Below are 23,328 nucleotides of genomic sequence, written 5' to 3'. Positions count from 1 at the left end.
AATGCGAAGACTAAGTATTTTACTTGCAATTTTAATAGTTATTAATATAACAGCTTGTGATAGTAAAACAGAAAATTACTACAAAAATCTTCCTAGCGAAGCAAAAGAAAAAGTGAAAGAATGCAAAGAAAGCGGAACTCTTAGCGAAGATTGTATTAATGCATTAAAAGTTGGTGTTAAACCAACAAATGAAGAGGGTAAATACAGTCCAAACACACCGAAAAAATCTGATAATCAAATATTAGAAGCTTTAAAACAAAATGATTTAAAAAAAGAAAAAACCACAAAAGATATTAACCAAAGTTCAGAAAATAATGAAAGTATTATAATACCACCTATAGCAGAAACACCTTCTGAAATTTATCCTTCCAAAACAACAGAAAACAATCAAAGTTCTATCTTTAGCGATGATGTTAATATGACACAGGAAAAATGACCATGAAAATAACTCTTTTTTTAAGCCTTATTGGTATATTTTTTGCAGCATGCGAACAAACCAAAAGTGTAGAATATTATCAAAATCACCCCGAGGAAGCAAAAAAAAGAAGTTTAGAATGCAGACACAAAGCTATCATTAGTCAAGATTGTGTTAATGCATATAAGATAGGTTTTCCAAAAGATGAATGGGAAGATGAAAATATTTCTAATCCTTAAAAGCTATGAAAGTTTCAAAATTTGCCCATTTAAAAATACTTTCTATTTTCTTAAAACCTGCCTTTTCTAGCATATTTAAATTTTCTTTTTGACTATAAGGAATTAAAACATTTTCTAAAGCCTCTCTTTTAGCTGCAATTTCAAATTTAGAATAACCTTGTTTTTCTTTATAATCTGCATAAAGTTCTATGATATTTTTAGACAAAAAAGCATCTTCATAAAGGATTTTTTCACTCATAATCAAAATGCCTTTAGAGTTTAAATTTTTATAAATTTTATCAAGCAATTCTTGTCTTTTAGGAGGGCGAATAAACTGCATGGTATAATTTGCTACAAAAACATCGCAAGTAAAAAAATCAAATTCACATAAATTAGCTTCAAAAAAACTTATATCAAGTCCATAAGCTTTAGCTTTTGACTTTGCAACTTCAAGCATAGAAGCAGAATTATCCACGCCAAAAAGTTTAAAATCCTTTCTTAGATTTGCCAAAAAAATCAAAAAATTAGCACTTGAGCAGCCCAAATCACAAACACTTGCATTTGTAGGTAAAATTTTAGCCAATAAATTGCCACAAAGTTCTAAATTTTCTCCATAAAATGGCACAGAACGATTGATCATATCGTCAAAAACACTAGCCACGCTTTTATCAAATTCAAATTGTTTTTTAGGGTTTTGTTTAAAAAGTTCATCTTTCATCATTTTTCCTTAATAATTCTATAGCTTGCTCTATGTCTTTAGCAATTTGATTTTTAAGTTTTTTTAGATCTTGAAATTTTTGATTCTCTCTTAGAAAAGATATAAACTCGAGTTCAAAAAACTCTCCTTGCGTGAAATTTTCACCCAATTCTTCTAAAATATGACTTTCTATAGCAAAATTTTCATCGCTTGATCTTACACCTAAAAAACTCACACTTTTATAAGTTTTTCTTTGACTTTTTAACAAAGTAACATAAACACCATTTTGAGGTAAAAAATAACCTTCACAATCTAAATTTATAGTCGCAAAAAGTTCTTTAGAGCCCAAACCTTGTCCTTTAATCATCTTCCCTTTGATACTATAATCTCTTCCTAAAAATTCTTTTGCTTTTTGCAAATTTGCTTTTGATAAAAAATCCTTAATTAAACTTGCATGAACACCTATTCCGTCTATGCTAAATTCATCAACTATTATAGTTTTTATCCCACTTAAAGACTCAATATCTTTAGCATTATAAGCTCTATTTTTCCCAAAAGAAAAATCATATCCCACCACTATAAATTTTAAATTGACAAATTCTTTTTTCAAAAAGCTTAAAAAATCTCTACCATCTAAAGATTTTATACTTTCAAAATCCACTTCTATAACTTTTTTTCCTGAAATTTCTTCTTTTTGACGATTTGAACAAAGAAATTGACCCTTAAATTTATTAATAACTAATAAAGCCCCATTCTCATCTAAACATTTTACAAGTTTTAGATGTCCTAAATGCATACCATCAAAACAACCTATGGCTAAAGAGGTAATATTAATTTTTGATATAGTAGTAAAAATATTCAACATTACCTTCCTTTCCTTTAATGCTTGATTTTTGCGTATTTTTTAAAAGCCAACCCAATTTAGCACATGCTTTTTCAAAATCCATTCTTGCCTTTAAGATTGCCTTATCATCTTTTAAAACACCTTTTTTATCTCTTTTGATATTTTTTCCCACTTCAAACTGAGGTTTAAAAAGTAAAATAATTTCCTTTAAAGCTAAATTATCAATATAATAAAGTAAATTAATAAGAGAAATAAAACTCACATCACAAGTAACAAGTTCAAATTTTTCTTCACTTTTAAAGGCTCTAAGATCTGTATTTTCATGCAAGATAATTTTTTCATTTACTCTTAAACTTGGATGGAGTTGATTACTACCCACATCAAGAGCAGTGATTTTTAAAGCCTGATTTTCAAGTAAAATTTGAACAAAACCGCCCGTACTAGATCCTATATCAAGACAATTTTTATGTTTTATTTCAATATCATTTTCTTCTAAAAATTTTTTTAATTTCAAAGCTGCTCTTGAAACATAAATTTCACTTAAAAGATCCAATTTTAACTCATTGGCTAAAAGTATATCTTCAGGATTTAAATCTTGCGTTTTTTTTAAATTTTCTAAAAAATTTTTCACATCAAAAGAAGCTTTAAAACTCTTACCATTAAGTAAAATCTCTTCATTTTCTATAAGCTCTAAGGCTTTATTTCTACTGATATTTAAACGCTTTGAAACAAAAAAATCAAATCTCATTTTAAACTCTCATTTATTCTTTTTTCTAAGTCTTCTTTTTCTTTAGAAAACCACCAAATACCTATTTCAAAAGCATTTTTTTTAAAAATTTCTCTAAGATCTTTAAGATCTTTTTCAAAAAGATCTTTTTCTTTTTGAATTAAACTTAAGTTATTATCTTTTAAAAAATTAAAATTATTCATCCATAAAAGTATTTGCTCTTGTTCGGATTTTAAGGCATTATTTCTTTGCTCTTTTAAAAAATAATTTCCTAAAACCATGATAAAACATAAAAATAAAACAATTATTTTTATCTTTATTTTCAAAACAAAATTAAAAACAAAAGCCAAAAGAGAACAAAACATAAAAAAATTAAAAAAATCAAAAATAAAATTTAAAGCCCTAAACCCCAAATATCCAAAATAAGAAAAAATAAAAAATTTTAAATTTGAAACAAAATGTAAAAATTCAGATAAAAAATCAAAATAAACAAAAGAAGCACTCTTATAGGCAATGATTTTCCTAGAAAAAAGTTCTAAATTTAAAAGTTCATTGTAAGTAAAAAAAAGCCCATAAAATGCATAAAATAAAGCAGTAAAAAAACTAGCGATAACAACTATTCTAAAATCATTATAAGCATTATCTACAAATTGCAAATGCAATTCTTTTTTTAAAAATATCATCAATAAAGGTAAAATTATAAATATAAAAACAAAATCAATTTTTTCAAGATTTAAAAAATTTAAAAATAAAGAAACAAGTCCAAAAATCGCCAAGAAAAAACTAAAAATATAAAGATAAAAATCCCCCATACTAACACGATAAAACAAACTTCCCTTAATCAAAGTAGCTTCTTTTATAATATTTTTTCTAAGCTTTAAAAATAAAAAGAATTCCCAAAAAAGTGTTAAAAAAATAGAAATTAAAAAAAATAAAGAAAAAGCACTCCTTTGCCAAGTTAGCAAAAAGCCAAAAAGGCTTAAAAGCGTTAAAATATAAGAACTATTCTTTAACAAGCTCATTAAAAGCACTTTCATCTATACATTTTACTTCAAGCTCTTTAGCCTTACTAAGCTTAGAACCTGCCTCTTCTCCAAAAAGCACATAGTCAGTCTTTTTAGAAACCGAGCCGCTTACCTTACCCCCAAGCTTTTCTATCAAAGCCTTAAACTCATCTCTTGGGCGTGAAAGAGTGCCTGTAATCACAAAAGTTTTACCAAAAATCACACCATCGCTTTTGATTTCAAGTTTTTCTATTTTCAAATTTAAAAGCTTGTAAAACTCATCAATTCTTGTGCGATTAACACGCGTAAATTCGCAAAGACTTAAAGCCATTTGCTCTCCAAAACCTTCTAAATTGGCATAAGCTTCAAAGCTTTGCTTGTACCACTCTTTACCAAAACTTAAACTTAATTTTTTAGCCGCAACCTCGCCAATATGCTCTATTCCTAAAGCTGTGATAAAACGAAAAAGCTCACATTCTCTTGCTTGTTCTATGGCATTTAAAAGATTGTTAATTTTCTTTTCTTTAAAGCCTTCCAAACCTTCAAAATCATTAAATTTTAAATGAAAAATACTCTCAAGCGTAGTGATTTTTTTGTGCTTGTATAAAAGTTCTACTATATTTTCTCCAAGTCCGTCGATATTAAGACATTTTTTAGAAACAAAATGAATGATAGAATTTACAAGTCTATCTTCACAATCTATATTTTGACATTTTATTAAAGTTCCTTCATCCAAAAGCTCACTTTGGCAAGTAGGACAAAGCTTAGGGCGTGAAATTTCCATCTCTAAACCTTCTCTACGCTCTTTAAAAACCTTAGTGATTTTAGGGATAACATCGCCACTTCTTATCACGCTTACAAAATCATTGATTTTAACATCAAGTCTTGCAATTTCATCAAAATTATGAAGGGTGGCTGATTTTACTACAACCCCATCTAAATTTACAGGTTCTAAAACTGCCACAGGAGTGATCACTCCACTTCTTCCTACTTGTAAATTTACCCCTATTAAACGCGTGGTTTTTTCAAGCGCAGGAAATTTAAAAGCTGCCATAAATTTTGGAAATTTTACCGTATAGCCTAATTCTTCACAAAGTGCAAGATCATCAACTCTTACCACCATTCCATCCATCATCATAGGTTTTTTTTCTCTTAGAGCTAAAAGCTCATCATAAGCTTTTAAAACTTCGTCTAAATTAGCGCAAAGTCTTACAAAATCATCCTTTAAAAAACCAAGCTCTCTGATAAATTGCATCACCTCGCTGTGTTTGGTGAAATTTAAGGTATTTTCCCCTACTCCCCAAGGATAAAATTTCAAATTTCTTTCTTTAGTGATGCTTGTATCAAGCTGCCTTAAACTCCCACTTGCAGCATTGCGTGGATTGGCAAATAAACTTTGATTTAAAAGGGCTCTTTTTTCGTTGATTTTCTCAAAATCATCTTTTAAAATCACCACTTCTCCACGAATTTCTATCCTTTCTTTATAGGCTATATTTTTAGGTATATTTTCTATCTCAAAAACATTAAGCGTTATATCCTCACCCACTTCGCCATCGCCCCTAGTGGCGCCGCTTACTAATTTACCATTTTCATAAAGCAAATTTAAACTCGCTCCATCAAATTTAGGCTCTATAAAAAAGTTTTTTTCACATTTTGCGCGTTTTGCCCAAGCTCTAAGCTCACTCTCATCAAACACATCTTCCATCGACCACATACGCTTTAAATGAGCTATTTTTTTAAACTCACTTTGTATAGTAGGAGCTATTTTTTGCGTTGGAGAGTCTTTTGAAATTTCATCTTTATTTTGTTCTTCAAAAACTCTTAATTCTCTGATTAAAGCATCGTATTCTTCATCGCTAGCCAAGGGTTCATCTTTTTCATAATATGCCCTCATCCACAAATTAGCTAAAGCAACTTTTTCTAAATACTCTTCTTTTTTCATCTAAACTCCTATATTATCCATTGCCTGCGCTAAAGCAAAAAGTTGTTTATGCTCATATAAATCATGCACTCTTATAATACTAGCACCATTTTCAAAAGCCTTTAAATGCAAATATAAAGTTCCCGCTAAACGATCTTTAATCTCGCTTTGAAAATACGCATTAATCACACTTTTACGACTCGCACCTATAAGTAAAGGTTTATTAAATTGCAAAAAATGTTCTAAGTGTTTGATTAAAATCATATTATGCCCCGCACTCTTTCCAAAACCAATACCTACATCTAAAATACTTTCTTTTACTCCAAAACTTTCTAAAAGCTCAAGTTTTTCTTTAAAAAACAAAGTCATCTCATCAAGCAAATCTTCATAAAAAGGATTATCTTGCATGTTATTTGGATTGTTTTGCATGTGCATTAAGCAATATTTTGCCCCATATTTACTTGCAAGTTTGGCTAGATTAAGATTTCTTAAACTTGTAATATCATTAATGAGTTTAAAACCCTTATTTAAAGCATATTCTAGACAATATTCATCAAAACTATCTAAACTAAAAATTGCTTGTTCGTAATAATTTTTCTCATAAATTAAGTCAAGTACTTTTTTCAGTCTTTTAAATTCCTCTTCCTTGCCACAATACTCACTCCCAGGTCTTGAACTTACCGCACCTATATCGATATATTCAGGCTTTAAAGCAAGAAAGTCATTAAGCCTTTTTTCAAAGTCTTCTTCACTCACACGACTTTTTGCATTAAAACTGTCTTCATTGACATTAATCACTGCCATAAGCTCGGCTTTTTTCGGTTTTAAAAAATCTTTTTGCAAAAAAAGAGCCAAATTTTTAAGTCCAAAATCTTGAAGTTTTTCTTTGACAACAAGCTTTTGAATTTGCTCTTTACTTGCCATTAAAAGCGCATTTGAATGAGTGATTTTTGCAGTAATTACTTCTTTATGAGTAATAAGTTCAGCTCCTACTCTTAAAGCATCTTGTTTTAAAATATTTGCCGCAGGAGTAGAAATATCTTTGATAAAAATAAAATGAATTTTTGTTTTTTCACTCATGATCTTTTGTCCCATTTTATGAGGGTTTATGAAAGAACAAAGCAAATTAAAATCGGTGTTTGGATTGATTTTAAAAAATTTCATTTTATTTCTTTGTATAGTAATTTAATAAAAGAGTAGCTAAAAGCACCCCGCTTTTAGAATTTAATTTTGCAAGCTCATAACTTTCATAAAAAAACTCTAATTCTTCAGCGTTAAAATCTTTATATTTCACACATTCTTTAGCAAGCAATGCGATTTGATCCATAAGTTCATTTTTATCCAAATTTTCATTTTTTTGCAAAAAATCAAAAAGCATTCTTAAATCCATTCTTTTAAGATCTAAATCAAGTTTTTTAACTTCCTTTTCAACTTTTCTTTTTTCACAAATAAGACGTGATTTTATAGTAGGTAAAAGTAAATTTTTAGAAGGTATCACAATAAGAAATTTAATATTTTTTGGAGGTTCTTCAAGGAGTTTAAGTAAAAAATTTTGCGCTTCTATCCTATAAGAATCCGCCATTAAAACAATAATTTTTTCTTCAGTTTCTGCGATATAGCTTTCTTTTTCAACCGCTCTTGCATCATCAAGTAAAAATTCATTTTGTGGTATAAAAAATCTTAATTTTTTAATACCAAAATTATTAATCATTTCTTCCTTAATACCTAAAAAATCTTCACTGATAATAATCTTACTAATAAACAAAATATTTATCCTAATTGCACCTTGGAAAATAATATTGCATCCAAACTTACATCAAAAAGTTGATATAAACTAATAAGCTTGATATCCAAGTCTTTATCTTTAGAATTTAAATAAAAACTATCTTGTAACTGCTCATCAAAAAGCCACAATAAACTATCATCTCTTGATTTAGCGATTAAAGATTTATTATCAGAAGCACTTCCTATATAAAAATATACATAACCATTAGGAAAAGAAATGTCAAGCAAGTCATTAAGTAAAGCTATATCTTCTGAACTTTGTACTTTCTTCTTACATAAAGAATTTAACGACACAAAAGGGAGCATGGGACGAGTGGCTTTTGAATTTATATTTTTTAAAAAATACTCTTCATACCAAGATCTTTGTTCATCACACATTAATACAAAAGTGCGTCCTTCTAAAAGATATTTAAGTCTTGCAGCCATCAAAGGAGCCCATTCTAAACGACGCGACTCCAACCATGCCATAAAAGCTCCGCCATTGCGAATATTTTCAAGAGTAAAACTTAAAAAATCACTCATTTATTTATCAAGTCCGTAGCACTCATGTAGTGCTCTAACTGCAAGTTCTCCGTATTTTTCATGAACTATCATTGAAATTTTTATTTCACTAGTAGAAATCATACCGATATTAATCCCCTCATCAGCTAAAGCTTTAAAAGCTTTACTTGCCACTCCTGAATGTGATTTCATACCTACGCCGACTATAGAAACTTTTACTACAGCACTATCACTTTCTATAGTTGTTTTTGAGCTTAAAATTTTTTGCATAGCATTTTTGGCTAATTCAAGTTCATTTTGAGGAACCGTAAAACCCAAATTTGTAGCACCATCAACTCCAACATTTTGTATAATCATATCTACATTAATATTTTCATTTGCTAAAACAGAAAAAATTTCAGCTGCGATTCCAGGCTTATCTTCTATATTTCTTAAAGTCACTCTTGCTTGATTTTTATCCAAAGCAATACCACTTACTAAAGCTTGTTCCATTCCATCTTCCTTTGTTATCATTGTTCCTTCGTTATTGTTAAAACTACTTCTAGTTACTAAATTAACATTTAATTTTTTTGCAAGTTCTACAGAGCGATTTTGCAAAACTTTTGCACCTAAACTTGCAAGTTCAAGCATTTCTTCATAAGAAATTTTATCCAATTTCTTTGCCTTTGGTTCAATTCTTGGATCTGTTGTATAAACCCCATCAACATCAGTATAAATTTCACACAAATCCGCATTTAAAGCACCTGCTACCGCCACAGCACTTAAATCGCTTCCACCACGCCCTAAGGTAGTTACATTACCTTCCTCATCTACACCTTGAAAACCTGCTATAACGACTATTTTACCATTTTGAAGTTCTGATTTTATCGCTTTTGTATCAATATGATGAATTCTTGCCTTTGTAAAAACACTATCTGTAATAATTCCTGCTTTTCTCCCAGAAAATGATATAGCAGGACAACCCTTTTCATTTAAAGCGATAGAAAGTAAAGCGCTTGTTACACGCTCTCCGCTGCTTAAAAGCATATCCATATCTTTACCATTAGGAGTTTTACTAAAATATTCAGCTTGCTCAATAAGAGTATTTGTCACCCCACTCATTGCAGATACTACAACAACAAGTTGATTACCCTGTTGCGCACTTTGGATAACCCTATTGGCTACTGCTTCGATACGCTCAAGTGTTCCAACGCTTGTTCCACCATATTTTTGAACTATAAGCATTTTAGATATAACCTTTCTTTTCAAAATATTTGATCACTTTAACATAAATATTTTTTTTGAAATGATTAATCATTTCAAAAATTTGTTTAACACTCACAAATTGATAATCATCAAATTCGGGATGCTTGGTATTAATATTGATTGTAACACCGTGTTTTAAACGCACTAAAAAATATTTTTGAATCTGCCCATCATAAGGATACATTTTTTTAACAATTTTACTCGGAAAATCATAACTCAACCATTCTGGATACTCGGCAATGATTTCAACCTCATCAGTGCCTATTTCTTCTTTTAGTTCTCTAAATAAAGCGTTTTTGACACTTTCACCTTTATCAATACCTCCTTGTGGAAATTGCCAAATATTATCCATATCACTTCTTCTAGCTATAAAAATCTTACACTCAAAAGGATAAGAACTTGATAAAACAATAGCTGCAACATTTGGTCTATAATTTTTCTCGTTTTCCACAATATTGTTCCTTAAATCTCAAGGATATAATTTTAACCTAAATCAAATCAAATTTTTATTAAAATACATTAAAAATTTAATAAAATATTTTAGGGTTTTTATGCATTTTTATATCCATATTCCATTTTGTGAAAGCAAATGTAATTATTGCGCTTTTACAAGTTTGAAAAAAAATGATTATGAAAAAGCCTATTTTAAGGCTTTAAAAGAAGATATTGTTTTTCAATTAAAACAATTTAACATTCAATCAAATCAAATTAAAACCTTATTCATAGGCGGAGGAACACCAAGTTGTGTTAATGCGTATAATTATGAAGATATTTTTAAAATTTTATATCCCTTACTAGATAAAAATGTAGAAATTTCATGCGAAGCTAATCCCAACTCAGCAACATTAAATTGGCTTAAAAATATGAAAAATCTAGGAGTTAATCGCATTTCTTTTGGAGTTCAAAGTTTTCATCCTAAAAAACTTCACTTTCTTGGAAGAATTCACAATCAAGAAATGATTATCAAAACATTAGAAAACGCAAATAAAGTAGGTTTTAAAAATATCAATTTAGATCTTATTTATGATACGAAATTAGACAATAAAAAAATGCTTGAATTTGAACTCTTACACTTAAAACAAATCAAGGATTTAATCACACACCTTAGTGCTTATAATTTAACCATAGAATCAAACACAGCCTTTGCTAAAAAAGAACATTTCAAAAAAAATGCTCCTAATTTAATGAAATTTTTCATCAAACAACTTCTAGAGCTTGACTTTTTTCAATATGAAATCAGTAATTTTTCAAAAACCAAAGCCCAAATTTGCAAACATAATCTTGCTTATTGGCAAGGAAAAAACTACCTAGCTTGTGGATTAAGTGCAGTAGGATTTTATGAAAATAAGCGTTTTTATACAGCAAAAAATTTAAAAAATTACATAGAAAATCCTACTTTTAGATCTATAGAGCAACTAAGTTCCAAAGACTTGAATTTAGAGCACCTATTTTTAGGACTTAGAAGTATAGTAGGGATTGATGAAACAAAACTCAATCAATGGCAAAAAAACAAAATAAATATATTATTAAAAGAAAAAAAACTTTTTTACAAAAATAAAAGATATTTTAATCCTAATTTTCTCATTAGCGATGAACTTGCTTTATATCTCTCATCTTAAATTTAAGTTTTTTAAGTAAAATATTTATTAAAATATCAAATCAAAGAGTAATGATTAATGAGTTTTGGTGAAATTATAGTTATTTTAGTTATAGCGATTTTAGTCTTAGGACCTGATAAACTTCCAGAAGCTATAGTACAAATAGCAAAAATTCTAAAGGCTGTAAAACGCAACATAGATGATGCAAAATCAAGCATAGAAAAAGAAATACGCATCAATGACTTAAAAGAAGAAGCTAAGAAATACAAAGATGAATTTTCAAGCACTAATGAAAATATACGCAAAAAACTCAGCTTTGAAGAATTTGATGACCTTAAGAGAGATATTTTAGATAAAACAAAGGTAGATTTAACCTTTGATAGCAGAGATGATAAAGTAAAAAATAACCTTAGCGGACAAAATTTAAATACAGAAGAAAAACCAAATCTTAGCAAATTAGAAACACAAGATAAAAACGGAAAAATAAATGTTTGAAGAATTAAAACCTCATTTAATAGAACTTAGAAAACGCCTTTTTATAAGCGTTGCTTGCATTGTAGTTATGTTTATTGTATGTTTTGCTCTACGAAGCTATATCTTAGATATTTTAAAAGCTCCACTTATAGCTGTTTTACCCGAAGTAGCCAAACATGTGAATGTAATTGAAGTACAAGAAGCCTTATTTACCGCAATGAAGGTTAGTTTTTTTGCAGCCTTTATCTTTTCTCTACCTGTAATTTTTTGGCAATTTTGGAAATTTGTAGCTCCAGGACTTTATGATAATGAAAAACGCCTTGTGGTGCCTTTTGTTAGCTTTGCAAGCATTATGTTTGCCTTGGGGGCTTGTTTTTGCTATTTTGTTGTAGTGCCTTTGGCTTTTAAATTTTTAATTAATTTTGGTTTAAATGAAGATTTTAATCCTGTGATTACCATAGGAACTTATGTAGATTTTTTTACGAAAGTTGTTGTGGCTTTTGGCTTAGCTTTTGAAATGCCTGTAATTGCCTTTTTCTTTGCTAAAATCGGACTTATAGATGATAGTTTTTTAAAACGCCATTTTCGCATAGCTGTTTTAGTTATTTTTGTTTTTTCAGCCTTTATGACTCCACCTGATGTTTTATCTCAATTTTTAATGGCAGGACCACTTTGCGGACTTTATGGACTTTCTATTTTAATTGTTCAAAAGGTAAATCCTGCCCCAAAAGATAAAGAAAGTGATGAATAAAGACTTACTTCTTTCAAGCTATAATTACACTCTAGCTAATGAACTCATAGCCAACTATCCTACAAATCCAAAAGAAGATGCTAGGCTTTTGGTTTTTGATCGCAAAAACAAAGAAATTTTTCATACTACTTTTAAAAATTTACAAGACTTTTTACCCAACTGCGCGATTTTTTTCAATGATACCAAAGTTATTAAAGCAAGAATTTATGGTAATAAAGCAAGTGGAGGAAAAATAGAGCTTTTCTTACATCAACCTTTTTTAAATTCTCACAATCCACTTTTTCTAGCTCAAATTAAAGGGCGTGTTAAAAAAGATGAAATCTTATATTTTAAAGAGGATTTAAAAGCGCGCGTTGTAGAACTTTTAAATGATGGTCTTCGAAAAGTTCAATTTTTTCAAAATGATAAAACCTTAGACACCTCAAATCTTTACAACCTACTTGACAAAATAGGACATATACCCTTGCCTCCTTATATTAAAAGAGAGGATGAAAAAAGCGATTTAAAAGATTATCAAAGTATCTTTGCAAAAAATTTAGGCGCAGTGGCTGCTCCGACTGCAAGTTTACATTTTAGTGAGACTATGCTTGAAAATTTAAGAAAAAAACACGAAATTTATCATTTAACCTTACATGTAGGAGCTGGAACCTTTAAAAGCGTGGAATGCGAAAATATACAAGAGCATAAAATGCATAGCGAATTTTTTAATATTCCTAAGAGAGCATGTGAAATTATAGATTCTAAACAAGCTATTTTAGGCGTAGGAACAACGGTAACAAGAACCATAGAATATTATGCAAGAACTAAAACAAAAAATGGTTTTTGTGATCTTTTTTTACACCCGCAAAATCCACCTATAAGACAAAATCATCTTTTAACCAATTTTCATTTACCAAAATCTACTCTTATCATGCTAGTTTCAGCTTTTATCGGTAGAGAACAGTGTTTAAAACTTTATGAACTCGCCATAAAAGAAAAATATCGCTTTTACTCTTATGGCGATGCGATGCTGATTTTATAAATGTCAGCTCCCCGCCAAAAAATACCACCTTTTTAACTTTAACTCTCTTTTTCAACTCTAGCTTTTTAGATTTAAAAACCCTTCTAATTTTATTTTTTTTGATATAATCACTCTTTTATTTTATATTTTAAGGATTTAAATATGAAAAATATCATTTTGCTTGGTGGAAGCAATTCTCTCATTCACATTGGCTTACAAAAAGGCTTAAAAGATGGCATTGAAAAATGGGGGGGGGGGATTAGAATTTCATAATCTTGCCCTAGGTGGCTGTGATGGACTTCAAAAACTTTACGAACTCACTCATCCTAAAAATCAAGAACTTTTCAAAAATGCCGAAGCTATTCTTATAGAAACTAATATCAATGAATACGATATGTTCGCTAGAAGTGGGCTTTGTTTTCAAATCTTGGCTAGAAATTTCGAGCTTTTATGTAAGGCTCTGGCTAATTTAAATACAAAAGTAATTTTTCTCATCCTACCCTTAGAGCCTAGTGAAAACACGGCTAAACACATAAAAATCATTGATAATTTTAATAGAGAAAAAATCAAGCAATATAATTTTAATTGCATTGACATGCAAAGATATTATAATGAAAAAGGACTTAATCCCTTTTTTGTTACCACAGACTGTTTTCATCAACTTTCTTCTATAATGAGAATTACTGGCGAAAAAATCATAGCCAATCTTCATATCTTCAAAAAACATCTACAAACCCATTTTAAAATGCCCCATTTTCTTGTAAAATCCCCTAAAGAACTTTTTAATCAAAATTTATCCTGCAAGGAACTTAAAAATTCTTTACTAAACGAACAAATATACAAACTGGATGAAAAAAATGTTTTAAAATTCCAAAATTCTTACTCAGGATATGGTATTTTAGGAATTTATATTTGTAATTTTTTTGAAGTTAAACCCTATAATATCGCAAGCTTTATTCTAAAAAATACAAAGCAAAAAATCATCAAAGGTATAGCTTCAAACTTCTATCATTTGCATACTTTAGAGGAATTTTTCATTATTGATGAAGAAAGTTTTTTATATTTTAATAAGACCAATGAAGCACTTAGTGAAGGTAGCATATGGCTACACAAAAATGTTGAAATTTTAAACAATATCAGCCATATAGGTTTGGCTCATTTTTTCTTAGTCAAGCCTGATGAGAATTTTTACGAAAAAAACATAGACTTGCAAAGTTTGGAAACTAAAGAAAATATTGATATTACTTATGATTTTACCTACATACTTCCACCTTTTGAGCTTTATAAAGAATTGATTGAAGAGTATTGTCAAAGAATGGATAGTGTCAAACAAAAACCTTTGCAAGAGCAAATTACACATCTTCATACCAAGATTAACACACTAAATAAGCAAAACGAAACTTTACAAAATACTCTCAATACTCATCATTTCAAAAAAGAAAAACTCGAACTTGAAAATTTAGAACAAGAGCTTATTTCAAAAAAATTAAGCAATGAAATTTTAGCTAAAAAATTAGGCAAAAAACTTGATTTTTTTATGCCAAAAATCACCCTTATAGAAGCTAATTCAGCCAAGGCCAGGATGCACAATCACCTTGCCTATAAACTTGGCTCTTGCATGATAAAAAATTCAAAAAGTCTTTTAGGCTATATTAAAATGCCTTTTCTCCTCATAGCCCTTACAATCGCCCATAAAGAATATCCTAAAATCCAACTTCCTAAGCTTGAAGATTACCCAGATTATAAAGAAGCATTAAAAGAAAAACAAAGCCTCACTTATAAATTAGGACTAGCTTTTATGCAAGCAAATAAAGCTTGGTATAAGGGAGGCTATATACAATTTTATTTTGAAGTAAGAAGACTAAAAAAAGAATTTAAAGCTAGTCCTTCTTAAACTTCATAGCAATCTTAGCTTGAAGTTTTAGCCAATCTTTTTGAAGCATGATAGGAAAACCACCATAAACACGCCCACCTTCTAAATTTTTACTCACACCGCCTCTTGCAGCTATGGTGCTAAAATCACCTATTTTTAAATGTCCACTCGTTGCACTTTGACCACCCATAATAACATTGCGTCCTAACTCACTTGAACCTGAAATTCCAGTTTGTGCCACAATGATACAATTTTGACCTATATTGCAATTATGTCCGATTTGAACCAGATTATCTACCTTAGTACCTGCTTTGATAATAGTACTATCAAAAACTGCTCTATCTATAGTTGTACAAGCCCCCACTTCTACAAAATCTTCTAAAATCACATTGCCATTATGATAAATTTTATAATGTTCGCCGTTTTTATTGTGCGCATAACCAAAGCCATCGCTTCCTATTACACAATTAGCAAGCAAATGACATTTTTTACCGATTTTAGTGTCATTATAAATCACTACATTAGGATGGATAATACTCTCATCACCAATGCTGACATTATCGCCTATATAAGCTCCTGCCATAATGATTACATTTTCACCGATATTTACATTATCACCTATATAAACATTAGGCATGATTCTTGCGCTTTTTGCGATATTTTGTACTTTTTCTTTAGCTGTGCTTATCAAAGGTTTAGCAAAAAGCTTGCTTAAAAAAGCAAAACTCAAATGTGGACTTTGAGTAATCAAAGCTTTAGTATCTTTAGGTACTAAATTTTCATATTCTTTAGATACTAAAATAGCAGCAGCTCCTGTGTGAGGTATATCTTTGGTATTTTTCTCACCCTCACAATAAGTAAGCTCTGTAAAATTTGCTTTCAATAAAGAATTTAAAGCACTGATTTCTATATCCTCTCCTTTATATTCCAAGCTTAAAAATTCTGCTATTTCACTTAATTTCATTTAATCTCCATCAAAACAGATCCACTGCGAACTATATCACTAGGATTGTATTTTTTAATTGTTTTTAAAAAATTATCAATGCGATTTGCATCATCAGCAACCATTAAAAACAAAAAATTCTCATTGCTATTCGCAATAGTACCATTATAAGCTTTCAAAACGGCATCAAGTCCACCTAAATTTTCATTTAAAGGAATTTTCACCAAAGCCATTTCTTTGTCAATAAATTCTTCACTTTCTATCACTTTATAAGTAGGAATGAGCTTATGAAGTTGTTTGACTATCTGCTCAAAAGTTCTTTCATTTCCTGAAGTGACTATATTAATACGAGAAAATTCTTTATTTTCCAAAGGTGCTACTGTAAGCGAGTCAATATTATAACCTCTTCCTGAAAAAAGTCCTACTATACGAGATAAAACCCCATGCTCATTTAAAACAATTACCGATAAAACCCTTCTCATTGTCTATCCTTTGCCTTTGGTAAAATCATATTATAAATCGCACCTCCTGCAGGCACCATAGGTAAAACATCTTCAAAGCGATCAATTTTTACATTTAAAAGAGAGGTTTTATCACTTTTTAAAGCTTGGCTAAAAGCTTGAATGAATTCTTCTTTGCTTGAAATTTCATAACCTTCACAGCCAAAACCTTGAGCAATTTTGATAAAATCAGGCTGAGTGCTTAAATCAGTTTGTGAAAAATGCTCTTTATAAAACATACTTTGCCATTGTCTTACCATACCTAAAAAGGCATTATTTAAAATAATATTTATAGCTTTTATACCATACTCATAAGCAGTCATAAGCTCTTGGATATTCATTAAAACCGATCCATCACCTACGAAATTAATCACCACTTCTTCACCCACAGCAAGCTTTGCACCCAAAGCAGCAGGTAAAGAATATCCCATAGTTCCTTGCCCTCCACTTGTTGCAAGTTGTCTTGGATAATTAAAAGGATAAAACTGCGCTACCCACATTTGATGCTGACCCACATCGGTAATAATCCTTGCATCTGGAGCCATTTTCGCACATTCTTCAATCACCCATTGCGGTTTTAAAATCTCATTGCTATCTTCATAAGAAAGCGGATAAAGTTCATTATAACGCTTTAAAGTTTCATGCCATTCTTTAAAAGTTGTGTTGAAATTTTCCTTTTTAAGCTCTTCTAAAAGCTCTTTAAGAACTTCTTTAATATCTCCTACTATAGGATAATGCGCATTGATAATCTTTGAAATAGAACTAGGATCAATATCAACATGAACTATAGTCGCATGTTTAGCAAATTCACTTGTTTTTCCTGTAATCCTATCATCAAATCTCGCTCCTACACTCACAAGCAAATCACACTCACTTAAAGCCATATTAGCAGCATAGCTTCCATGCATGCCTGCCATTTTAAGATTAAAAACATCATCACTTCTTAAAGTTCCAAGCGCCATCAAAGTTTCAACTGCTGGAATTTTTGTAAATTTTATAAGCTCTCTGATTTGCTCGCTTGCATTAGAACTGATGCAACCTCCACCTAAGTAAAACAAAGGTCTTTTTGCTTCTTTTAAAAGCTCTGCAAATTTTTTAATTTGCTTTGAGTTACCCTTATAAACGGGCTTATAAGTCTTCATGGAAATTTCTTTAGAGTATTCCCAAAGTCCCAAAGTTGCACTTACGTCTTTTGGCACATCTATATGCACAGGCCCAGGTCTACCACTTCTTGCTATATAAAAAGCCTCTTTTAAAATGCGTGGAAACTCTTCTATACAAGTAACTAAATAATTATGCTTTACACAAGGTCTTGAAATGCCTACTGCATCAATTTCTTGAAAAGCATCTGTACCAATAAGAGAATTTGCCACCTGCCCTGAAATCAACACCAAAGGGATAGAATCGCTATAAGCCGTAGCTAGACCTGTAATAGTATTTGTAAAACCTGGTCCGCTTGTAACTATAGCTACGCCCACTTCTCCGCTCATTCTTGCGTAAGCATCAGCAGCATGCAAAGCCGCTTGTTCATGACGCACTAAAATATGTTTAAAATACTTTTGATTGTAAATTTCATCATAAATATTAAGCGCAGCGCCTCCAGGATAACCAAAAACAATTTTAACATTTTCTTCTTTTAAAGCCTCGCAAATCATTGCCGAACCGCTTAACTCTTTCATAATAACACTCCAAAAAATTATTGTAAAAGCTCTTTAAGTGCTAAATTAAGTCTTTTGCCATCAACACTCGCACCTAATTTTATTTTAGCTTCTTTCATTACCAAACCTTGTTCTTTTAGTGAACTTACGCCCAATTCTTCTATAAGTTGTTTTAAGGCTAAAGTTAACTCCTCATCACTTAGTTGTTTAGGCAGATAAATTTCAAAAAGACTTATTTCATTTTGTTCTTTTTGTGCTAAATCTTCACGATTTGCCTTAAGATAAAGTTCGATTGCGTCTTTGCGTTTTTTGATTTCACTTGCAATGATTTTATAAATTCTTTCATTATCCAACTCTATTCTTTCATCCACTTCTATTTGCTTAAAAGCTGCATTTAGAGTTCTTAAACTATCTCTTTTAAAATCATCTTTTTGTTTCATTGCCTCTTTGATATCGTTTAAAATTTGTTCTTTTAAAGTCATTTTTTTCCTTTTTAGTTAAAATTACAAGCTTTAAGATTTAAACCAAAACCTTCTAAACCTATATAGTCTTTATCACAACTTTGAGATAAAAGTTTAATTTCTTCTATACCAAAATATCTTAAAATCTGTGCTCCTATACCATAGTTTTTGTATTGAGTAGTACTGGATTTTTCTCCTTGCATGAAAACTATAACGCCACCATTTTCACTAAGAAATTTGATTTGCTCTAAAAGTTTTGAAAATTTATCTGAAGTTAAAAGCTCAAAATCACTACCACTGATATGAAATTTAACATTTTCACATTTTTTGATATCTTTAAAGCAAAAAGCTATGTGTTGGGTTTGATTATGATCACTAAAGATAAATTTTTCTGCTTTAAAGCCTGCTAAAACACTTTGACTTTTTTCTTCAAGCTTAATAAGGCTTTCATGTTTTAGGCGATATTCTATAAGATCGCTTACGGCTATCATATTTAAATCATGTTTTTGGCAAAAAATTTCTAGATCTTCTCTTCTTGCCATATCTCCATTATCTTTTACAATTTCACAAATCACACAAGCACCTTTTAATCCTGCTAATTTACAAAGATCAACCGTGCCTTCTGTATGACCTGTGCGTTCTAAAACCCCACCTTTTTTTGCGATTAAAGGATTGATATGTCCTGGTCTTACAAAATCACTCGCTTTAGCATTATCATCGGCAAAAATTTGTATAGTCATATTTCTTTCATAGGCGCTAACTCCCGTTGTAGCATCTTTTGCATCTACGGTTATAGTAAAAGCAGTTTCGTGGTTTGAAGTATTTTTAGGCACCATTAAAGGAAGTTCAAATTTTTTTGCCAAAGTTTCATCTAAGGCTACACAAACCACACCACGAGCTTCTTTTATCATGAAATTTACTTTTTCTTGAGTGCTAAATTGCGCAGGAAAGATTAAATCGCCTTCATTTTCTCTATCTTCTGCATCTACCATAACAAGCATTTTTCCTGCTTGTAAATCCTTAATCGCTTGTTCTACGCTAACAAATTTCATTTTTATTTCCTTAAAATTTTTAAAATTATAACTTAAATTGCTTGACAAATAAATTAAAATTCATTATAATCACACTTTTAAAAAATATTTATTGGGGTATCGCCAAGCGGTAAGGCAACAGGTTTTGGTCCTGTCATTCAGGGGTTCGAATCCCTTTACCCCATCCACTTCTTAATTTTATATTTCAAAGATCTTATATGCCGCGAAGTAGAGCAGTGGTTAGCTCGTCGGGCTCATAACCCGAAGGTCGGGAGTTCAAATCTCCCCTTCGCAACCAGTTAAGGATTTAAAATAAATTTTATTTAGATAGATTGTTTAAATAACTTTTTAAAATATCTTCTAGCCGTATTTTCAGTTCTATAGGAGCTAGAATTTTTATATAAGGAATCCACTGTTTAACCAAATGTAAAATTTCATCTTCATAGGAAACTTGAGTGCTTAAAGTATAGCTTGTTTCATCTTTATCAATGATTTGATAATTGCTTAGTATTTCTTTTCTAAAAAAATATTCCTTAGCATTTTTATCAAGCTTTAAAATCACTTCTTTGCTTTCTCCAAGCCAGATATTAGGATCATTTTGGATTTGTTCCTCAAGTTTTTCATCGGGGATAAAATTTTCATTTTTAGTGTGAAGTTTTGAAATTTTATCTAAATTAAAATGTTTTAATTTATCGTTTTCATCTCCTAAAAGATACCAAATTCCCTTGTAATTTACGAGTTTGTAAGGTTTGATTTGGCGTTCTTTGTCCTTATAGAAAAAATTTAATACATTGTGTTTGAGTATAGCCACACTAAGATCTTTAAAAAGCTCATAATCCACCTTTTGAAAACCTTCATTTTTTACCATCAAAACTTTATTTACCCTATGGCTTAAAAGATCAACTATAAAGCCTTGATCGAGTTTTGGATAAAGCTCAGCAATGCCACTTAAGGTGGCGAAATTTTGTATATCTTTAAAGCTTAATTTTCCCAAAGCAAAGCTTTCTAAAACATATCTTCCATTTTCTTTTTTAATAGGCATAAAAGCAAGTCTTTCGTTAAGATCCCTTTGTATGGTTCTTGTATCGACATTAAACTCTTGTGCAAGCTCTTGGGCGCTTAGACTTTCTCCATTGTTAAATTTTGATAAAATCTGCACCAAGCGTATACTTAATTTGTCGTATTCTTTCATGAAATTTCCTTGTGAGTTAAAATGCTTTTTAACAAACTTACGCCTTCTATGCCTAAAATTTCATTTCTAAGTTTTTTGACTTCATTTAAACTTGGGGCTTTCGCATGAACGGCTTCATTACGGATTTCTTGAATGATAGTAAGACTTTTTGAAAAAGGATAATTGATAAATTGAGTTAAACTTTTTCCTAAATGACATTGGATATTTTCATGTCTGAGTAGAAATTTAATACTTCCAAGATTGGGTTTTTGGGTAAAAAAATCTTTAAGTATAAAAGATTTGCCTTGGACATTATAAGCTAAATCATAAAGGCTAGGATCTTTCATACAAGCTTTTAAAAGAACTTTTTTGGCAAAAGCGTAAATTTCATATTCTAAGGTTTTAGAGTATTTGACTATAATACTTGTAAAATCATTTAAAAGATCGTTTTCGCTTTGCAAAAGCTCTAATTCTGCATGAATGATATTGCTTATGCTATCAGAGTGTAAGAGATAAAAAATCCTTTTGCCAAAAACAAAGCGTATGAAATTTTCTTACATGGCTAGGTATTCTTTGCTTTTATACACACTTAGATAATGCTTTTCATCTCCTAAAAAATAAGAACACTCTTCTTTTAATCTCACAGGCAAAGGATAGGTGTAATTATTGCCATAGATAGCATAGGTGTGATCGTTTGGTGTGATGAAATTGGCTAAAAATTTATCTCTTAAACGACTAAAATCTTCCCTGACCAATTCTCTTAAATCACTAATAATAAAAAAGTCTTCCACTTCTAAATTTTTTTCTTTATAATAACTAGGAATCAAACTTTCATCAACATTTTTAGAAATTTTTACCACCTTAGCGACAAATAAATTAGCATAATCGCTTAAAAAGAGTTGCAAGAAATTTTCTTCATTTGTACTTTGGTAAATTTCTTCTAAGGAACTTTGCTTTTCTTGATCGTTGAGTTTTGATTTGATTTTGCCAAAGGCAACTTGGGATTTTTCTTGTAAAATGCTTAAATGTTGCTTGATGACATCTTCTTGATAGTAGGGATTATAAAGGATTAAAAGGTGGTTCATGCTTTGCCTTATTTTAGGATTTCTTTAAAAAGCTTAGATTTATTATGAGCTTCAATTAATAAAATTTTACAAGTGTCATCTAGATATTTTTCTAATTTTTTATTATCTATTTTTCCATTATTATATAATATATAAATTTCTTTAAGAATTAAAGTGCTAAATCTTATAACATTAATTAAATTGATTTCAGAAAGGAAAACTACCGGATTTGTTATAGGATTTTTACTTTTTATCCATGCACCACCAGTATCAATTAATAAAAAAGTACCAGATCCTATTAAAAGCATTTTATTTAATTCAGGTATGTCATCTTTTGGTATACATTCTTTCCATTCTTTTTTGTGGTAAAATTTAGCTTTTATTATATACATAAAACGAATTAGCATTTCATTAATCATAACAGGAATAGACATAGTAACTCCATGCCTAAGATCATATCCTTGTTCAAAAACTTGGGTTGCAATTTGTGCTAGTGTTTGTCTATGTTGTCCAAAATTTCCAAAATCACAAAGTAAAAATAAATTATAAAAAGGCATAGGAATGCCTGCACCTCTTTCCTTGCCTCCACTAGATCCACACCAATCAGATGCTAAATGTCCAAACCAATTAAAAAATCCACAAAATATTTTAGCAATAAAATTTCCCCCTTGTAATTCAAAAGTATTTGTATCTATGGTTATGATTTTTCCGTTGCTGACAAAAGTTGAAGTATTGGTAAATTGATTTACTATAGATACAAATAACCCGAAAATATCTGGAGAGTGACCTATGCTTTTTAAATGATGATTTTTCATACTTAAATTATCTACTTTTCCATTTGTTCCATTTCTTCCATTTGTAGTAGTTTGATCATAATTAATTTTAAATTTGTTTTCCAAAAACGCTATAGCACTTTTAGTTAAATCTTTGTTTTTGTCTAATGCTTTTTGCTTATCCCAACCACATAATTGTGCAAATTTTTGAGTCATTTTTTCTACCGTCTTATCTACCTTTTTTCCTAGATAGCTATCTTTAGGATTTCCAACTAAAAAAATGTCCATAATGCCAGCTATTGCTCCACATGTTATTGCTATTAAATAATCATACTTATCGCACTCTACATTTCTATGGGTAAATTCATCTTCAATTCTTTTTTTAACATCTGATAAATTTGAATAAGTGATCAAAAATTTTAAAGAATCTTCATTTGAGTTTATTTTTTTCAGTTTAAATATTTTTCAATTTTTTGACAATATGTTTCCCAATTGCTATAAGTGTTAAAAAAATTTTCCAATGAATCGATTGATTGATTTTCCTTATATTCTATATTGCTCAAATTTTGATTTTTTTCTGTGATACTATTTTGAATCTGTTCTATGGTTAAACATTATTCTTTGATATTTTTTTCAATTTCGGATAATTTATTTTGTATTAAAAAGATTTGTTG

At 29.9% G+C, this 23,328-nt stretch carries 24 protein-coding genes, 2 tRNA genes and 1 pseudogene; 9 read left to right on the top strand and 18 right to left on the bottom strand.

The window, feature by feature from the left end; translation table 11 throughout:
• The first annotated feature begins 1 nt into the window (after position 1).
• Complete coding sequence (locus tag FBE96_RS02955; RefSeq protein WP_002868091.1) at positions 2-436, top strand: EexN family lipoprotein; 435 nt, start codon at positions 2-4, stop codon at positions 434-436.
• The gene (locus FBE96_RS02950; RefSeq protein ID WP_002859102.1) at positions 433-654 is read left to right on the top strand and encodes an EexN family lipoprotein; all 222 of its coding nucleotides are present in this window, start codon (positions 433-435) and stop codon (positions 652-654) included. Before FBE96_RS02955 ends, FBE96_RS02950 begins: the two co-directional genes overlap by 4 nt.
• On the opposite strand, the gene cmoA is transcribed toward FBE96_RS02950, so the two are convergent.
• From cmoA to FBE96_RS02900, 10 genes are read right to left on the bottom strand one after another with little or no spacing between them, the layout of a single operon-like run.
• Complete coding sequence (gene cmoA / locus FBE96_RS02945) at positions 644-1,354, bottom strand: carboxy-S-adenosyl-L-methionine synthase CmoA (RefSeq protein WP_079254426.1); 711 nt, start codon at positions 1,352-1,354, stop codon at positions 644-646. The two genes, FBE96_RS02950 and cmoA, sit on opposite strands and share 11 nt — an antisense overlap.
• Complete coding sequence (locus tag FBE96_RS02940) at positions 1,341-2,195, bottom strand: bifunctional riboflavin kinase/FAD synthetase (RefSeq protein ID WP_002872056.1); 855 nt, start codon at positions 2,193-2,195, stop codon at positions 1,341-1,343. Before FBE96_RS02940 ends, cmoA begins: the two co-directional genes overlap by 14 nt.
• The gene (locus FBE96_RS02935) at positions 2,161-2,922 is read right to left on the bottom strand and encodes a TlyA family RNA methyltransferase (RefSeq protein ID WP_002852328.1); all 762 of its coding nucleotides are present in this window, start codon (positions 2,920-2,922) and stop codon (positions 2,161-2,163) included. Before FBE96_RS02935 ends, FBE96_RS02940 begins: the two co-directional genes overlap by 35 nt.
• Entirely contained in the window at positions 2,919-3,923 is a 1,005-nt protein-coding gene (locus FBE96_RS02930) for a membrane protein (protein WP_002852264.1), read from the bottom strand. The genes FBE96_RS02935 and FBE96_RS02930 overlap by 4 nt, the downstream gene beginning before the upstream one ends.
• A complete protein-coding gene (ligA, locus tag FBE96_RS02925) occupies positions 3,904-5,847 on the bottom strand; it encodes an NAD-dependent DNA ligase LigA (RefSeq protein WP_002852062.1) in 1,944 nt (647 codons plus the stop codon). The genes FBE96_RS02930 and ligA overlap by 20 nt, the downstream gene beginning before the upstream one ends.
• Positions 5,848-6,990, bottom strand: coding sequence for a dihydropteroate synthase (gene folP, locus FBE96_RS02920; protein WP_002858587.1), 1,143 nt, complete (start codon positions 6,988-6,990; stop codon positions 5,848-5,850).
• Position 6,991: 1 nt separating this feature from the next.
• Positions 6,992-7,591 carry a DNA polymerase III subunit delta' gene (locus FBE96_RS02915; protein ID WP_002852167.1) on the bottom strand — a complete coding sequence of 200 codons (600 nt, stop codon included), beginning with the start codon at positions 7,589-7,591 and terminating at the stop codon, positions 6,992-6,994.
• A 5-nt stretch (positions 7,592-7,596) separates the two neighbouring features.
• Positions 7,597-8,133, bottom strand: coding sequence for a HobA family DNA replication regulator (locus FBE96_RS02910; RefSeq protein WP_002852154.1), 537 nt, complete (start codon positions 8,131-8,133; stop codon positions 7,597-7,599).
• On the bottom strand, positions 8,134-9,336 hold the full coding sequence (locus FBE96_RS02905; RefSeq protein WP_002852266.1) for an aspartate kinase: 1,203 nt from the start codon (positions 9,334-9,336) through the stop codon (positions 8,134-8,136).
• Position 9,337: 1 nt separating this feature from the next.
• The gene (locus tag FBE96_RS02900) at positions 9,338-9,808 is read right to left on the bottom strand and encodes an RNA pyrophosphohydrolase (RefSeq protein ID WP_014516726.1); all 471 of its coding nucleotides are present in this window, start codon (positions 9,806-9,808) and stop codon (positions 9,338-9,340) included.
• 100 nt (positions 9,809-9,908) lie between these two features.
• On the opposite strand from FBE96_RS02900, the gene hemW reads away from it, so the two are divergent.
• The 5 genes from hemW to FBE96_RS02875 all read left to right on the top strand — a co-directional run bounded on the left by hemW (position 9,909) and on the right by FBE96_RS02875 (position 15,074).
• Positions 9,909-10,976 carry a radical SAM family heme chaperone HemW gene (gene hemW / locus FBE96_RS02895; RefSeq protein ID WP_002872025.1) on the top strand — a complete coding sequence of 356 codons (1,068 nt, stop codon included), beginning with the start codon at positions 9,909-9,911 and terminating at the stop codon, positions 10,974-10,976.
• 57 nt (positions 10,977-11,033) lie between these two features.
• Positions 11,034-11,450: a Sec-independent protein translocase protein TatB gene (gene tatB / locus FBE96_RS02890; protein ID WP_002872024.1), complete on the top strand. Its 417-nt coding sequence runs from the start codon at positions 11,034-11,036 to the stop codon at positions 11,448-11,450.
• Positions 11,443-12,180, top strand: coding sequence for a twin-arginine translocase subunit TatC (gene tatC / locus FBE96_RS02885; protein ID WP_002872023.1), 738 nt, complete (start codon positions 11,443-11,445; stop codon positions 12,178-12,180). The genes tatB and tatC overlap by 8 nt, the downstream gene beginning before the upstream one ends.
• Complete coding sequence (queA, locus tag FBE96_RS02880) at positions 12,173-13,201, top strand: tRNA preQ1(34) S-adenosylmethionine ribosyltransferase-isomerase QueA (RefSeq protein WP_002872022.1); 1,029 nt, start codon at positions 12,173-12,175, stop codon at positions 13,199-13,201. The genes tatC and queA overlap by 8 nt, the downstream gene beginning before the upstream one ends.
• Positions 13,202-13,412: 211 nt before the next feature.
• Positions 13,413-15,074 (top strand): hypothetical protein, encoded by a 1,662-nt coding sequence (locus FBE96_RS02875; protein ID WP_002905709.1) that lies wholly within the window; start codon positions 13,413-13,415, stop codon positions 15,072-15,074.
• On the opposite strand, the gene lpxD is transcribed toward FBE96_RS02875, so the two are convergent.
• From lpxD to FBE96_RS02850, 5 genes are read right to left on the bottom strand one after another with little or no spacing between them, the layout of a single operon-like run.
• Positions 15,061-16,017, bottom strand: coding sequence for a UDP-3-O-(3-hydroxymyristoyl)glucosamine N-acyltransferase (gene lpxD / locus FBE96_RS02870; protein WP_002872019.1), 957 nt, complete (start codon positions 16,015-16,017; stop codon positions 15,061-15,063). The genes FBE96_RS02875 and lpxD overlap by 14 nt on opposite strands.
• A complete protein-coding gene (gene ilvN, locus FBE96_RS02865; protein ID WP_002852211.1) occupies positions 16,014-16,478 on the bottom strand; it encodes an acetolactate synthase small subunit in 465 nt (154 codons plus the stop codon). The genes lpxD and ilvN overlap by 4 nt, the downstream gene beginning before the upstream one ends.
• Positions 16,475-18,175 carry an acetolactate synthase large subunit gene (locus FBE96_RS02860; protein WP_002872018.1) on the bottom strand — a complete coding sequence of 567 codons (1,701 nt, stop codon included), beginning with the start codon at positions 18,173-18,175 and terminating at the stop codon, positions 16,475-16,477. The genes ilvN and FBE96_RS02860 overlap by 4 nt, the downstream gene beginning before the upstream one ends.
• A 17-nt stretch (positions 18,176-18,192) precedes the next feature.
• Positions 18,193-18,636 (bottom strand): GatB/YqeY domain-containing protein, encoded by a 444-nt coding sequence (locus FBE96_RS02855; protein ID WP_002852081.1) that lies wholly within the window; start codon positions 18,634-18,636, stop codon positions 18,193-18,195.
• A gap of 11 nt (positions 18,637-18,647) precedes the next feature.
• Positions 18,648-19,667 carry a bifunctional 3,4-dihydroxy-2-butanone 4-phosphate synthase/GTP cyclohydrolase II gene (locus tag FBE96_RS02850; protein WP_002852104.1) on the bottom strand — a complete coding sequence of 340 codons (1,020 nt, stop codon included), beginning with the start codon at positions 19,665-19,667 and terminating at the stop codon, positions 18,648-18,650.
• A 92-nt stretch (positions 19,668-19,759) separates the two neighbouring features.
• Between FBE96_RS02850 and FBE96_RS02845 the strand changes: the two genes are divergently transcribed.
• Positions 19,760-19,834 (top strand) — tRNA-Gln (locus FBE96_RS02845).
• A 34-nt stretch (positions 19,835-19,868) separates the two neighbouring features.
• A tRNA-Met gene (locus FBE96_RS02840) sits at positions 19,869-19,944 on the top strand.
• Positions 19,945-19,965: 21 nt separating this feature from the next.
• Here FBE96_RS02840 and FBE96_RS02835 read toward each other — a convergent pair.
• The 3 genes and pseudogenes from FBE96_RS02835 to FBE96_RS02825 all read right to left on the bottom strand — a co-directional run bounded on the left by FBE96_RS02835 (position 19,966) and on the right by FBE96_RS02825 (position 23,068).
• Complete coding sequence (locus FBE96_RS02835) at positions 19,966-20,838, bottom strand: YafY family protein (RefSeq protein ID WP_002868084.1); 873 nt, start codon at positions 20,836-20,838, stop codon at positions 19,966-19,968.
• A pseudogene (locus FBE96_RS02830) lies at positions 20,835-21,902 on the bottom strand (HP0729 family protein). The gene FBE96_RS02835 and the pseudogene FBE96_RS02830 overlap by 4 nt, the downstream one beginning before the upstream one ends.
• Before the next feature lie 8 nt (positions 21,903-21,910).
• The gene (locus FBE96_RS02825; RefSeq protein ID WP_145599576.1) at positions 21,911-23,068 is read right to left on the bottom strand and encodes a hypothetical protein; all 1,158 of its coding nucleotides are present in this window, start codon (positions 23,066-23,068) and stop codon (positions 21,911-21,913) included.
• Between the last annotated feature and the right edge of the window lie 260 nt (positions 23,069-23,328).

Source organism: Campylobacter sp. CFSAN093241, from assembly GCF_012889595.1.
Lineage (GTDB): Bacteria > Campylobacterota > Campylobacteria > Campylobacterales > Campylobacteraceae > Campylobacter_D > Campylobacter_D jejuni.
Note: the sequence above shows the minus strand (reverse complement) of the source record. Positions and strands in the feature narration are given on the sequence as shown.